This window comes from Paractinoplanes bogorensis, from assembly GCF_018829635.1.
In the GTDB taxonomy this organism is placed as follows: domain Bacteria; phylum Actinomycetota; class Actinomycetes; order Mycobacteriales; family Micromonosporaceae; genus Actinoplanes; species Actinoplanes bogorensis.
Genome location: NZ_JAHKKG010000010.1, coordinates 167,344 through 179,961, shown reverse-complemented (window position 1 = coordinate 179,961; position 12,618 = coordinate 167,344). Strand labels below are relative to the sequence as shown.

General features: G+C 69.1%; 11 protein-coding genes. 10 read left to right on the top strand and 1 reads right to left on the bottom strand.

The features are described from left to right. Window positions 1-150: 150 nt before the first annotated feature. The 9 genes from KOI35_RS30910 to KOI35_RS30870 all read left to right on the top strand — a co-directional run bounded on the left by KOI35_RS30910 (window position 151) and on the right by KOI35_RS30870 (window position 9,966). On the top strand, window positions 151-1,719 hold the full coding sequence (locus tag KOI35_RS30910; RefSeq protein ID WP_246614056.1) for a S1 family peptidase: 1,569 nt from the start codon (window positions 151-153) through the stop codon (window positions 1,717-1,719). 206 nt (window positions 1,720-1,925) lie between these two features. Then, window positions 1,926-3,014 carry a substrate-binding domain-containing protein gene (locus tag KOI35_RS30905; RefSeq protein WP_215792188.1) on the top strand — a complete coding sequence of 363 codons (1,089 nt, stop codon included), beginning with the start codon at window positions 1,926-1,928 and terminating at the stop codon, window positions 3,012-3,014. 1 nt (window position 3,015) lies between these two features. Then, window positions 3,016-4,041, top strand: a complete 1,026-nt coding sequence (locus KOI35_RS30900) for an ABC transporter permease (protein WP_215792187.1) — start codon at window positions 3,016-3,018, stop codon at window positions 4,039-4,041. A gap of 49 nt (window positions 4,042-4,090) precedes the next feature. Next, window positions 4,091-4,870, top strand: coding sequence for an ATP-binding cassette domain-containing protein (locus KOI35_RS30895; protein WP_215792186.1), 780 nt, complete (start codon window positions 4,091-4,093; stop codon window positions 4,868-4,870). Between the two features lie 30 nt (window positions 4,871-4,900). Next, window positions 4,901-5,740, top strand: coding sequence for a class II fructose-bisphosphate aldolase (locus tag KOI35_RS30890; RefSeq protein ID WP_215792185.1), 840 nt, complete (start codon window positions 4,901-4,903; stop codon window positions 5,738-5,740). Then, window positions 5,737-7,182 (top strand): FGGY-family carbohydrate kinase, encoded by a 1,446-nt coding sequence (locus tag KOI35_RS30885; RefSeq protein WP_215792184.1) that lies wholly within the window; start codon window positions 5,737-5,739, stop codon window positions 7,180-7,182. The genes KOI35_RS30890 and KOI35_RS30885 overlap by 4 nt, the downstream gene beginning before the upstream one ends. After that, window positions 7,179-8,651 (top strand): FGGY family carbohydrate kinase, encoded by a 1,473-nt coding sequence (locus KOI35_RS30880; RefSeq protein ID WP_438870639.1) that lies wholly within the window; start codon window positions 7,179-7,181, stop codon window positions 8,649-8,651. Before KOI35_RS30885 ends, KOI35_RS30880 begins: the two co-directional genes overlap by 4 nt. A 44-nt stretch (window positions 8,652-8,695) precedes the next feature. Then, a complete protein-coding gene (locus KOI35_RS30875) occupies window positions 8,696-9,460 on the top strand; it encodes a GntR family transcriptional regulator (protein WP_215792182.1) in 765 nt (254 codons plus the stop codon). A 29-nt stretch (window positions 9,461-9,489) separates the two neighbouring features. Continuing rightward, window positions 9,490-9,966, top strand: coding sequence for a GNAT family N-acetyltransferase (locus KOI35_RS30870; protein WP_215792181.1), 477 nt, complete (start codon window positions 9,490-9,492; stop codon window positions 9,964-9,966). A gap of 4 nt (window positions 9,967-9,970) precedes the next feature. Here KOI35_RS30870 and KOI35_RS30865 read toward each other — a convergent pair whose 3' ends face one another. Continuing rightward, window positions 9,971-10,987, bottom strand: a complete 1,017-nt coding sequence (locus KOI35_RS30865; RefSeq protein ID WP_215792180.1) for a LacI family DNA-binding transcriptional regulator — start codon at window positions 10,985-10,987, stop codon at window positions 9,971-9,973. 266 nt (window positions 10,988-11,253) lie between these two features. Between KOI35_RS30865 and KOI35_RS30860 the strand changes: the two genes are divergently transcribed. After that, window positions 11,254-12,588 (top strand): ABC transporter substrate-binding protein, encoded by a 1,335-nt coding sequence (locus tag KOI35_RS30860; RefSeq protein WP_215792179.1) that lies wholly within the window; start codon window positions 11,254-11,256, stop codon window positions 12,586-12,588. Window positions 12,589-12,618 lie beyond the last annotated feature (30 nt).

The window sequence follows — 12,618 nt, the reverse complement described above, 5'->3', positions numbered from 1 at the left end:
ATCCATCGAGGGGCATTGACCCGATCTGAGCGGATCGACCACTCTCACGTTTCGAGAGCGCTCCCCGAGCGCCGAACCTATCCCCGTCAGCGCGGCCGCGCCCGGCCCCCCGGATCTGGGTGCGTGACTCCGCGCGGAGAAGGACAATCCATGCCCCGCCCGCCTCTCCAGGCACTCGTCGTCGGCGCCGTTGCTCTGGCCGCCGTCGCTGTCACACCGTTCGTCAGCTTTGCCGGTGACGAACCGGCCCAGGAAGCCGCCCCCACCGCGGCTCCGCTCGAGCTAGACCTGGCGCCCGGCATGCTGGCCGCGATGCGCCGCGACCTCGAGCTCGACGACGAGAAGATCGCCGACCGGCTCACCACCGAGGCGGCCGCGCCGGTGGTCGAGAAGCGGCTGCGCGCCCAGCTCGGCACGACCTTCGCCGGTGCCTGGATCCCGGCCGGGTCCAGCCGCCTGACCGTCGGTGTGACCACCGAGGCGGCCGCGGCCAAGGCCCGCGCGGAAGGCGCCGACGCCAAGGTCGTCAAGCGCTCGGAGGGCTCGCTCGCGACGGCCCGCACCAAGCTCGACCGCAACGGGGCCAAGGCGAGCAGCAAGATTCACAGCTGGTACGTCGATCCCGCCACCAACTCCCTCGTGGTCACCGCGGCCAAGGGTGCGGAGGCCGCCGCCAAGAAGTTCGCTCAGGACAGTGGGGCCGGCGCGGTCACCGTGAAGACGAGCGAAGCCGCTCCCCGGCCGATGGCCGACATCCGCGGCGGTGACCAGTACGTTATCAACGGCAACACGCTCTGCTCGGTCGGCTTCTCGGTGGCCGGCGGCTTCGTCACGGCCGGACACTGTGGTGCCACCGGCAGCCCGACGCTCGGCGTCAACGGGCAGGCGCAGGGCACGTTCGCCGGGTCCTCGTTCCCGGGCAACGACTACGCGTGGGTCCGTACGAACGGCGACTGGACCTCGCAGCCGTGGGTGAACAACTACTCGGGCGGCAACGTGCTGGTCTCCGGTTCGCAGGAGGCGGCGATCGGCAGCTCGATCTGCCGTTCCGGCCGCACCACGGGCTGGCGCTGCGGCACCCTGCTGGGCAAGAACGAGACGATCAACTATCCACAGGGGTCGGTCTCGGGCCTCAACCGCAGTGACGCGTGTGCCGAGGGCGGCGACTCGGGCGGTTCCTGGATCTCGGGCAACCAGGCCCAGGGTGTGACCTCGGGCGGCACCGGCAACTGCACCTCCGGCGGCACCATGTGGTTCCAGCCGGTCAACGAGATCCTGCAGGTGTTCGGCCTGTCGCTGACCACGACCGGCGCCACCAACGGCAACGGCGGCGGGACCGGTACGGCGATCGCCAGCAACTGGAACAACAAGTGCCTGGACGTGCCGGGCGGCAATTTCTCGGACGGCGTCCAGGTGCAGATGTTCCCGTGCAACGGCGAGGCCCCGCAGAAGTGGAACGCGGTCAACGGCACACTGCAGACCGGCAGCAACAAGTGCCTGGACGTGCCGATGGGCTCGACCGCGAACGGCACGCTGATCCAGATCGTCACCTGCAACGGCAACCCGGCCCAGCAGTGGGTGCTCAGCGCGGCCGGCGACCTGGTCAACCCGCAGGCGAACAAGTGCCTCGACATCAAGGACTGGGACGGCAACGACCGGGCCAAGCTCCAGCTGTGGGACTGCGCCGGCACCGCCAACCAGAAGTGGCGCCGCGCGTAAACATCTAGTTCCGAAACGCCGACCGCGCCGGGCGCGGTCGGCGTTTTAGTGTCCGTTTCAGGAGGTAAAAGCACGAATAACGACGTTAGGAAAAACCTGCTCGTAATATTTGTACGTACAGTCTCGACATGAAGTACGGGTCGTGCTTAAAGTCACGTCATCAAGTCGTGAGCCCCCTGCACCGCCCCATTCAAGGAGAGACCCCGATGACGCGAACCCCACGAGCCCGCCGTGCCATAACGGCTCTCGCCGCCGCCGGCACCCTGGTGGTCGGCCTGGCCGCCTGTGGTTCCGGCTCGACGGACGCCGGCTCGGCCGGTGGCTCGGACAAGGCCAAGGTGACGCTGATCCTCAAGGACCTGCAGAACCCGTTCTTCACCGCTCTCGCCGACGGGGCCAAGGCCGAGGCGGCCAAGGACGGCGTCGAGCTCACGGTCGTGGCCGCCAAGAAGGACGGCGACGAGCAGGGCCAGATCGACGAGATCGAGAGCGCGGTGCTCAAGGGCCAGAACGGCATCCTGATCCTGCCCAGCGGCCCCGCGGTCAACAAGGCCATGAACGACGCCCGGGCGCAGGGCGTCACGGTCATCGCGCTGGACACCCCGCCCGACCCGATCGACACCGCCGACATCACCTTCGCCACCGACAACTTCGAGGCCGGCAAGCTGATCGGCGAGTGGTCGAAGGCGTTCATGGCCTCCAAGCCCGCCACGATCGCGATGCTCGACCAGTTCAGCGACCGGACCATCCAGACCGACCTGAACCGTGACCAGGGCTTCCTCGAGGGCATGGGCATCGACCTGGCCGACAAGACCAAGAAGGGCGACGAGGCCAAGACCGGCACCTACGGCGACGGCGGCACCTACACGATCGCCTGCCAGGAGCCGACCACCGGGGCCGAGGACGGCGGCCGGACGGCCATGGAGAACTGCCTCACCAAGAACAAGAACATCAACCTCGTCTACACGATCAACGAGCCTTCGGCCGCCGGTGCGTACAAGGCGCTGCAGGCCGCCGGCCTGCAGGACAAGGTCACGATCGTGTCGATCGACGGCTCGTGCGCCGGTGTCGAGAACGTGAGCAAGGGCGTCATCGCCGCGACCTCGCAGCAGTACCCGGTCAAGATGGCCGAGCTCGGTGTCAAGGCGATCGCCGACAAGGTGGCCGGCAAGGCGCTGCCCGCGGTGACCGACGGCCTGAACTTCTACAACACCGGCACCGCGCTGATCACCGACAAGGCCGAGGACGGCGTCAAGTCGATCACGACCGCCGACGGCTCGAAGATCTGCTGGTGACATGACCGCCACCCAGACCTCGACGAAGGGTCCCGCGGCCGGCCGCCGCGGGGCCACCCCGGTTCAGCGCGCCCAGCACATCCTGCACGAGCACACCTGGGTCAGCCCGCTGGTGCTGCTGGTGCTCTCGATCGCCGTGTTCACCGTGCTGAACCCGGCGTTCGCCCAGCCCCGCGCGATCTCGCTGCTGCTGCAGCAGACCGCCGTGGTCGCCGCCCTCGCGGTCGGCCAGACCCTGATCATCCTGACCGGCGGCATCGACCTGTCGGTCGGCGCGGCCGCGATCCTGGCCTGCATGTCGTCGGCCCTGCTGGCCACCAACGGTGTGCTGCCGGCCCCGCTGGCGATCCTGACCGGTGTGCTCATCGGCGCGATCTGCGGCCTGGTCAACGGGGCCCTGGTGTCCCGGATCAAACTGCCCCCGTTCATCGTCACGCTCGGCACGCTCAGCGTCTTCACCGCGATCACGCTGATGCTGACCGGCGGCTCCACCATCCAGGGCACCGCGATGCCGGACTGGATGACCGCGGCCGGCACCCGGGTCCCGTTCTTCGGGCTCGACCTGAACGTCGGCATCATCGTGGTCGGCCTGATCTACGTGGCGGTCGGCTACGCCCTCGGGTTCACCGCGTGGGGCCGGCGCGTCTTCGCCGTCGGCGACGCCCCCGAGGCGGCCCGCCTGGCCGGCATCTCGGTCAACCGGGTGCTGCTGAGCGTCTATCTGGTCGCCGGTCTCATCTACGGCATCGCCGCGTGGGTGCTGATCGGCCGGGCCGGCGCCGCGTCGCCCAACGGTGTCGTGGACGCCAACCTGGCCAGCATCACGGCCGTCGTGATCGGCGGCACCAGCCTCTTCGGTGGCCGGGGCGGCGTGATCGGCACGGTGCTCGGTGCCCTGATCGTGCAGAGCTTCGCCATCGGGCTGACCCTGGTCGGCCTCGACGACGAGTACCGCGTCCTGGCCGTCGGCATCCTCGTGATCGCCGCCGTGGCCGCGGACCAGTGGATCCGGAAGGTGCGCTCATGAGCAACAAGAAGCAGACGGGTGCCGCCCAGTGGACTCGGAAGGTGCGCTCATGACCGACACCGACACGAAGCAGAAGAGCGCGGTGCTGTCGGCCCGCGGGCTGCGCAAGACGTTCGGCAAGGTGGTCGGGCTCAACGGGGTCGACGTCGACGTGTTCCCGGGCGAGGTCCTGGCCATCATCGGCGACAACGGCGCCGGCAAGTCGACGCTGATCCAGTGCCTGACCGGCGCCCTGGTGCCGGACGAGGGCACGCTCGAGCTCGACGGCGAGCTGGTCTCGTTCAAACGGCCGCAGGACGCCAAGGACGTCGGCATCGAGACCGTCTACCAGTCGCTGGCCATGTCGCCGGCCCTGGACATCGCCTCGAACATGTTCCTGGGCCGCGAGATCCGCCGGCCCGGACCGCTCGGTTCGGTGCTGCGGCTGCTGGACAGCAAGGCCATGCGCGACCGGTCGATGGAGGCGTTGCAGCAGCTCGGCATCCGCACCATCCAGAACCCCAGCCAACGGGTCGAGACGCTCTCCGGCGGTCAGCGGCAGGCCATCGCCGTCGCCCGCGCGGCCGCGTTCGGCTCCAAGCTGGTGGTGCTCGACGAGCCGACCGCCGCCCTCGGTGTGCGGGAGTCGGGCCTGGTCATCGACGCGATCAAGGCGCTGCGTGACCGGGGACTGCCGGTCATCCTGATCAGCCACAACATGCCGCACGTGTGGGAGATCGCCGACCGCATCCACATCCAGCGGCTCGGCGGGCGGGCCGGCGTCATCACGCCGTCCAGCCACGACATGACCGAAGGCGTCGCGATCATGACCGGCGCGGCGACGCTCTGACCCCGTACGGGAAAAGGAAGGTTTTTCATCATGGGCCTGGTCAGTGGGCTGGAAGTCATCGACGAATGCGTGTCCCGGGGATTGGTGGCGGGCGCCTTCAACACCACCAACATCGAGACCACGATGGGCATCGTCCAGGCCATCGAGAACACCGGTGTCCCGACCTTCATCCAGGTCGCGCCGACCAACGCGGTGCTGTCCGGTTACGACTACATCTATGACATGGTCAGCCGGCGGCTCGCCTCGGTCGACGTGCCGGTGGCCCTGCACCTCGACCACGGGCGCACGCTGGACGACGTGAGCGAGTCCCTGGCGGCCGGCTTCACCTCGATCATGATGGACGCCTCCGGGTACGAGTACGACGAGAACGTCGCGCTCTCCCAGCAGGCCCGCGGGCTCACCCCGGCCAAGTACGCGCTCGAGGTCGAGCTGGGCAGCATCGGCGGCAAAGAGGACGACCACGGCCCGGAGCTGGAGTTCACGACCGACCCGGCCCAGGTGGCCGGCTTCGTCGAGGCGACCGGCTGCGAGATGCTGGCGGTCTCGGTCGGCAACGTGCACGGGTACGCGCCGAACGTCCGCGTCGACATGGACCTGCTGCGCAAGGTGCAGGAGGCCAGTGCCGTACCGCTGGTGCTGCACGGCGGATCGGGTCTGCCCAGCGAGCAGCTGGCCCGGCTGCACGAGTTCGGGGTCGTCAAGGTGAACGTGGCCAGCGACCTGCGCAACGCCATGATCCGGACGTTCGGTGAGGCGTACGTGGCCAACCCGAACGAGTACTCGCTGATCCGGGTGTCGCGGCAGGCGGTCACGGCGATCACCGACGTGGTCGAGGCGCGGATCCGTACCTTCAATCCCAAGATCTCATGAAGCCGACCATCACCATCGACATCGGCACGACCCGGGTCAAGCTCGGCTTCTTCGACGCCGAGGGCAACCAGCTGGCGTCGGACAAGCAGCCCACGCCCAACGTGACCGACTCCTGGGGTGTCGTCTACGACGTGGACGCGCTGCTGGCGATCATCGGGCGGTTCATCCGGAACCTGGATCCGGCCCACAAGGACACCGTCGAGCGGATCGCCATCGCCGGGGTGGGCGAGTCGGGCGGCCTGGTCGGACCCGACCTCCAGCTCCACTCGCCCATGATCCTCTGGCACGACCAGCGGGGTGCCGCCCTGATCAATGTGCTCAACGGCAGCCAGCGCTCGCTGATCTACCGGAGCACCGGGCTGCCCGCCAACGCCAACTACTCGCTGTCGAAGGTGGCGTGGGCGGTCGCCAATGCCACCGAGAACAGTGGCGACCTGCGCTGGCTGAACGTTTCCGAGTACGTGGCGGCCTGGCTCACCGGCCGCCGGTGGGCCGAATACTCGCTGGCCAGCCGGACCATGGCGCTCGACCTGCGGGCCGGCGAGTGGTCGGACGAGATGTGCGAGCTGGCCGGCGTCAGCCCCGAGCTGTTCCCCGAGCTGCGGCACGCCGACCAGGGCCAGGAGATCTCGAAGGAGATCGCGCACGAGACGAAGCTGCCGCCGTCGGTGAGCGTGCACGTGGTCGGGCACGACCACATGGTCGGGGGAGTGGGCGCCGGCCTGCGCAAGGGCGAGGTGCTCAACTCCACCGGTACGACCGAGGGCGTGCTGCTGCTGAGCGACGAGCCGAGCCTGGACGACTACTCGGCCCGCTCGATGCTGGCCAACGGGCTCGCCTGCGACGGCTCGGGCTACACGCTCTTCGCCTCGATCCCGACCGGCGGTTCGGCCTTCGAGACGCTGCAGCGGATGCTCGGCATGTCCGAGTCGATGCTGGCGACCACGGTGGCCGCGCTGAGCGAGCGCTATCTGTCCGGCAAGATCGACCTGGCCACCATTCCGGTCGTGGTGCCGCAGTTCCGGGGCAGCCCGCCGCCGGAGAAGTCGTCCAAGGCGCGCGGGCTGATCGCCAACCTGAGCAGCGACGTCCGGGCCGAAGACATCGTGTTCGGCTGCTTCCTGGGCCTGGCCATCCAGTTCAGCAAGGTCCTGGAGCTGTTCCGCACCGACGCCACCACCATCAAGGTGATCGGCCCGGCCAGCGAGAACAAGCTCTGGCTGCACCTGAAGGCCGACTTCCTGGGCCGCGACCTGAGCGTCTCGAAGTTTCCCGAAGTGGTGTCGCGTGGTGCCCAGGCCCTGGCCTCGGCCCACGCCGGCAGCTGGGAATCGTGCCGGCCCTCGACGGTGGCGGCCGACGCGGGCCGGCACGCCCAGCTTCGCGAGTGGCGCGAATCGATGCGGCCGACCATGCGCAACCTCGGGCACATCGCATGGTGACCCTGGTCGCCGGGATCGACTCGTCGACCCAGAGCTGCAAGGTCGAGGTGCGCGAGCTGCACACCGGCCGGCTGGTCCGGTCGGGACGGGCGGCGCACCCGGCCGTCAAGATCGTCGACCCCGAGCACTGGTGGCAGGCGATGCTGCTGGCCGTCGAGCGGGCCGGTGGCCTGAACGACGTCGCCGCGCTGTCGGTGGCCGGGCAGCAGCACACCCCGGTCTTCCTGGACGCGGACGGCGCGGTGGTCCGTGACTCGCCCCTGTGGAACGACACCGGCTCGCACCCGCAGGTCCGCGCGCTGAACGCCGAGCTCGGGTTTGGCGAGTGGGTGCGGCGCACCGGACTGCCGATCACGCTGTCCGACACCGTGGTGAAGCTGCGCTGGCTGCGCGACACCGATCCGGAGAGCGTCCGCCGTACGGCCGCGGTCGCGGTGGTGCACGACTGGCTGACCTGGCGCCTGCTGGGCTTCGGACCCGGCCGGGCCGACTTCAGCCGGCTGGTCACCGACCGCTCGGAGGCCAGCGGGACCGGATACTGGTCGGGCGAGACCGGTGACTACTGCACCGATCTGGTCGAGCACGCGTTCGGCAAGACGGTGATCCTGCCCCGGCTGCTCGGCCCGCTCGACCGGGCCGGCGTCACCGCGGCCGGTCTTCCGGGCATCCCGGCCGGAATCGTGATCGCCGCGGGCAGCGGGGACAACGCCGCGGCCGCCCTGGCCCTGCAGTTGCGGGTCGGCGACGCGGTGATGTCCCTCGGTACGTCCGGAGTGGTCTACAGCCGCAGCGCACAACCGGTGCACGACTACTCGGGCGTCATCTGCAGCTACGCCGACGCCACCGGCGACCACCTGCCGCTCGGCGCCACTCTGAACGCCGCCCGCGACCTGGACGCCGGCATCGCCCTGCTCGGCTGCACCTACGACGAGCTGTCGGCGCTGGCCCTGCAGGCGACTCCGGGGGCCGAGGGGCTGACCCTGCTGCCGTACTTCGAGGGTGAGCGCACGCCGGACATCCCCGACGCCAAGGCCTCGCTGCACGGCGCCACCCTGGCCAACTTCACCCGGCCCAACTTCGCCCGCGCGGTGATCGAGGGCATGCTGGCCAGCCAGGTCGTCATGATCGAGGCGATCCGGGCCTGCGCCGTGCCGGTGAACCGGCTGCTGCTGATCGGCGGCGCGGCCCGCAGCCCGGCCGTGCAGCAGGTGCTGACCGAGATCATCGACGTCCCGCTGCTGCTGCCCGAACCGGGGGAGTACGTGACGATCGGCGCCGCGGTCCAGGCCGGTGGCGCGCTCCGCGGTGACTTCCCGGACTGGCAACCGGTCGTGCGTGAGGTGCCGGCGGCGCCGACCGCGCACCAGATCATGAGTCAGCACCGGGCCGCCCGGCGCGCATTGTCCTACGACACGGGTCTCGAGGCGCCGGCGCCGGCACCGCGAGCACGAACCCACCAGCTTTTCTGATGACACTCGTCCGTAAGATTCGTTCGGACCCGAGGGGAGGTGCGATGGAAGGCATTGACCGCACTTCCCCGGTGCCCTACTACGTGCAGCTCTACGACCTGCTGCTGCGCATGATCCAGGACGGGGAGCTGGAGCCCGGCGGGCGACTGCCCGGCGAGAGCGAACTGCACCGCGATTACGCCCTGTCCCGGCCCACCGTCCGCCAGGCTCTCGACATGCTGGAGACCAACGGGTACGCGCAGAAGGTGGCCCGCCGCGGCTACTTCGTGGCCGCGTCCGAGGCGCCGAAGGGCTGGCTGATCGAGGGCCTCGACGGCTTCCTCGAGAACGGCCTGGGCCACGGCGACCCCAACGTGACGACCACGGTCGTGCACTCGGGCGAGCAGCGCCTGTCCGACGAGATCACCGCGGCTCTGCGGGTGCCGCGCAACTCGGTCGGTTTCGTGCTCGAGCGGGTGCGCAGCGTCGGCGGGGTGCCCGCGCTCTTCAGCACGAACTGGACGCCGCCGGCCGTGTCGGAAGTCGTCGCGCAGGCCACCGGCGTACGGGATGGAAGCTCGTCGTTGACCCTGGCTCTGCGGGCCGGGGGCTATGCGGCGGCGGGTGCGCGGCGGGTGATCCACGCCGTCGGCGCGACTCCGGAGATCGCCGGCCACCTGAAGATCGCCCCGGCTACACCGTTGTTGCGGATCAGCTCCACGACGTGGGACAAACTGCTCGTTCCGTACGACCACTACGAGACCTGGCTGCGTACCGACCTGGTGCCGCTGGTCGTCGACGCCACCACCCGCGGCGCCGACTCGGCATAACCCCCGGCGGCCGGGGCATGTAGATCTTCATGAGCGTGACGCTGCGCCCGTACGGGAAAGAAGATCTTGATCTGGCCATCGACCTGGAGACCGATCCGCGGGTCATGAACCACCTCGGCGGCCCGGTGCCGCGCGACGACGCCGTGCGCATCCACCAGGAGCGGCTGGCCGCCGGCGGACTGTACCGGGTGATCGTGGACGACGACGGCACGGCGGCCGGGATCATCGCCGTCTGGCGTTCGCACTTCCGCGAGGCCGAGGTGCACGAGCTCGGGATCATGCTGTTCCCCGATCGCCGGAGCCGCGGGGTGGCCGAGGCGGCCATCGAGCAGATCGCCGCCGAGGCCAAGGAGGCCGGGATCGACCGCCTGCACGCCTTCGTCGACGCCGGGAACCAGGCCTCGATGGCCGGCGCGCGGAAGGTCGGTTTCACCCGGGGCGAGCGGCACAGCGTGGAGCATCACGGCACGAAACTGGACAGCGTCCACTGGTTCCGCGATCTTTAGAAGCTCAACCCAGCAGGGCCGTGGTCAGGGCGTCGTCACGGGGTGGGCTGTCGTCGTCGGCCGGGAGGGTCGCGGTCAGCATCACGGTGCGGGCGGGCTGGCCCGGCGTGCGCAGCCGGTCGAGCAGCAGCTTGCCGGCGACCTGGCCCAGCTCGTACGCGGGCTGGTGGATGACCGAGATGGCGGGGGTGAGCAACCCCGTCCAGGGGGCGTCGTCGAACACCACGATCTCGACGTCGACGCTCGGGCGTAGCCCGCGCTCGCGCAGCACCTGCAGCACGCCGACCGCCATCATGCTGTTGGCGACCAGGATCGCCTCGACCGGCGCGACACCGGGACGGCCCAGCAACTCGTCGGCCGCCTGCCGCCCGCCCTGCTCGTTGAACGCTGCGTAGTGGATGAGCTGTTCGTCGATCGGCAGACCGGCCTCGAGCAGGGACTCGCGATAACCCAGCACCCGCTCACTCGCGGTGAACACCCGCCGGGGACCGGTGATGCAGGCGATCTGCCGGCGGCCGTGCGCGATCATGCGGTCGACGGCCGATCGGGCGGCCCGGCGAGAGTCGATCAGCACGGTGTCGACGGCCAGGTCGGGTCGCAGTGGACGGTCCATCGTGATCACCGGGAGGCCGCGGGCGAGCAGCTGGTCGACCGGGCTGGTGGCCGAGGTCGGCGTGATCAGCACACCGGAGACCCGGTACTGCTCGGCGCTGTTGAGGTAGGCCGCCTCCTTTTCCGGCTGCTCATCGGTGTTGCAGAGCACCAGCGAATAGCCGGCCGACTGGGCGACGTCCTCGACGCCGCGGGTGACCTGGGTGAGGAACGGGTTCTCGATGTCCGCGATGATCAGCGCCCAGCTCGTCGACGTCTGCTGCCGCAGCGAGCGGGCCAGCGTGTTGGGCACGTAGCCGAGCTGCTTGGCCGCCTCGCGGACACGTGACGCCGTCGCCGGGCGGACCGCCGGGTCGGAGGCGAACACCCGGGAGACCGTCGCCGTCGAGACCTCGGCGAGTCGCGCCACATCACGGATCGTGGTCAAGGCGGGCCTTTCACAGAACTGAGGTGGGGCCACAGGTTACCTGCTTCACAGGATCGTCCGTGACCCCGCGTGAAGGGCAATGTAAACGATGACATAGATCGGGAGCAAGAAGTTTCCGGTTTGTCTCCAGGTCATTTCTACGAGACGAGAATTACGAGGTGAGAGCCTCTTGTGTCAGTGATGAGGTTCATGTAATCGTCTACATCCACCGGGCCTCAGCGGCCTCCACCCCCGTGGAAGGACCCTCAGTGAAACGGCACAAGACATTCATGGCGATAGCCGCGGCGACCGCCCTCAGCATCACTTTGGCCGGGTGCGCCGGCGGCGCCAGCAAGGACGAGAGCGACAGCGGCGCCGGCACCGGAACGACGGGCGAGCTGACCTTCCGCTCGTGGAGCCCGATCGAGCAGACAACCAAGCAGATGGTCGACACCTTCACCGCGGCGAACCCGGGTTCGAAGATCGACTCGACCATCTTCAACTACCCCGAATACCTGGTCGACCTGCAGACCCGCGCATCGTCGAACACGATGCCGGACATCATCGGCCTGCAGCCGGGCGCGCTGACCCAGCAGTACCGCAGCAACCTCATGCCGCTGCAGGACTGCGCCGCCAAGACCTGGGGCGCCGACTGGCAGAGCAAGTTCTACCCGATCGGTATCGACCAGGCCCGCCTCGGCAACCCCGAGGGCGACGAGAACTTCTACTCGCTGCCGCTGCTCGTGCAGACGGTCAACCTCTGGGCCAACACCAAGATCTTCGAGGAGAAGGGCGCCTCGATCCCCAAGACCTGGGACGAGCTGAAGTCCACGGTGGACCAGCTCAAGGGCGGCGAGTACGCCCCGTTCATGCTGCCGGCCAAGGACAGCTGGCTGCGCAACGTGGTCTTCCTGCAGATCGCCAACAACGTCGCGCCCGGTCTGCCGTACGAGGCCGAGGCCGGCACCAAGTCGTGGGCCGACCCCAAGCTGGTCGAGGCGTTCACCTACTGGCAGAAGCTGTTCACCGAGAAGATCGCCCAGGACGGCGCGATCGGCCTCGACGCCTACCCGAGCGGGGCCAACCAGTTCGAGGCCGGCAACGCGGCGATGATCCCGCTCGGCGCCTGGTGGATCCAGCAGTCCGACCCGAGCAAGACCGGCCTGCCCCCGCTGTCCGAGGGCATGAGCGGTTATCAGCCCTTCCTGTTCCCGACCATCCCGGGTGGCGCGTCCGAGTCGCAGTTCGTCGGCGGCATCGACGTGGCCCTGGGCATCAGCAAGAACACCAAGAACCCGGACCTGGCCTGCAAGGCGCTGACCGACTTCATCGCCGGCGCCGGCGCGCAGAAACTGATCAACACGTTCAACGACCTGCCCGCGGTGACCGGCCTGAACCCGGAGAAGTTCACCAGCGACAAGCAGAAGCAGATCTGGAACACGTTGACCACCGAGTGGATGCCGAACGTGAAGTACTCGCGCTACCTGAAGAGCCCGGAGATGGACACCGCGCTCGGGGACGCGCTGTCGGCCGTCGCCACCGGACAGCTCACGCCGCAGGCCGCCGCCGACAAGGTGCAGGCCGCGCAGCAGAAGGTGAAGTAGCGGCGCGAGCCGCCTGATATCCGCGGGCGG

Excerpts from the sequence above, each read along its gene's own strand:
- KOI35_RS30910 (WP_246614056.1), top strand. The coding sequence starts at position 151 with ATGCCCCGCCCGCCTCTCCAGGCACTCGTCGTCGGCGCCGTTGCTCTG.
- KOI35_RS30905 (WP_215792188.1), top strand. The coding sequence starts at position 1,926 with ATGACGCGAACCCCACGAGCCCGCCGTGCCATAACGGCTCTCGCCGCC.
- KOI35_RS30900 (WP_215792187.1), top strand. The coding sequence starts at position 3,016 with ATGACCGCCACCCAGACCTCGACGAAGGGTCCCGCGGCCGGCCGCCGC.
- KOI35_RS30895 (WP_215792186.1), top strand. The coding sequence starts at position 4,091 with ATGACCGACACCGACACGAAGCAGAAGAGCGCGGTGCTGTCGGCCCGC.
- KOI35_RS30890 (WP_215792185.1), top strand. The coding sequence starts at position 4,901 with ATGGGCCTGGTCAGTGGGCTGGAAGTCATCGACGAATGCGTGTCCCGG.
- KOI35_RS30885 (WP_215792184.1), top strand. The coding sequence starts at position 5,737 with ATGAAGCCGACCATCACCATCGACATCGGCACGACCCGGGTCAAGCTC.
- KOI35_RS30875 (WP_215792182.1), top strand. The coding sequence starts at position 8,696 with ATGGAAGGCATTGACCGCACTTCCCCGGTGCCCTACTACGTGCAGCTC.
- KOI35_RS30870 (WP_215792181.1), top strand. The coding sequence starts at position 9,490 with ATGAGCGTGACGCTGCGCCCGTACGGGAAAGAAGATCTTGATCTGGCC.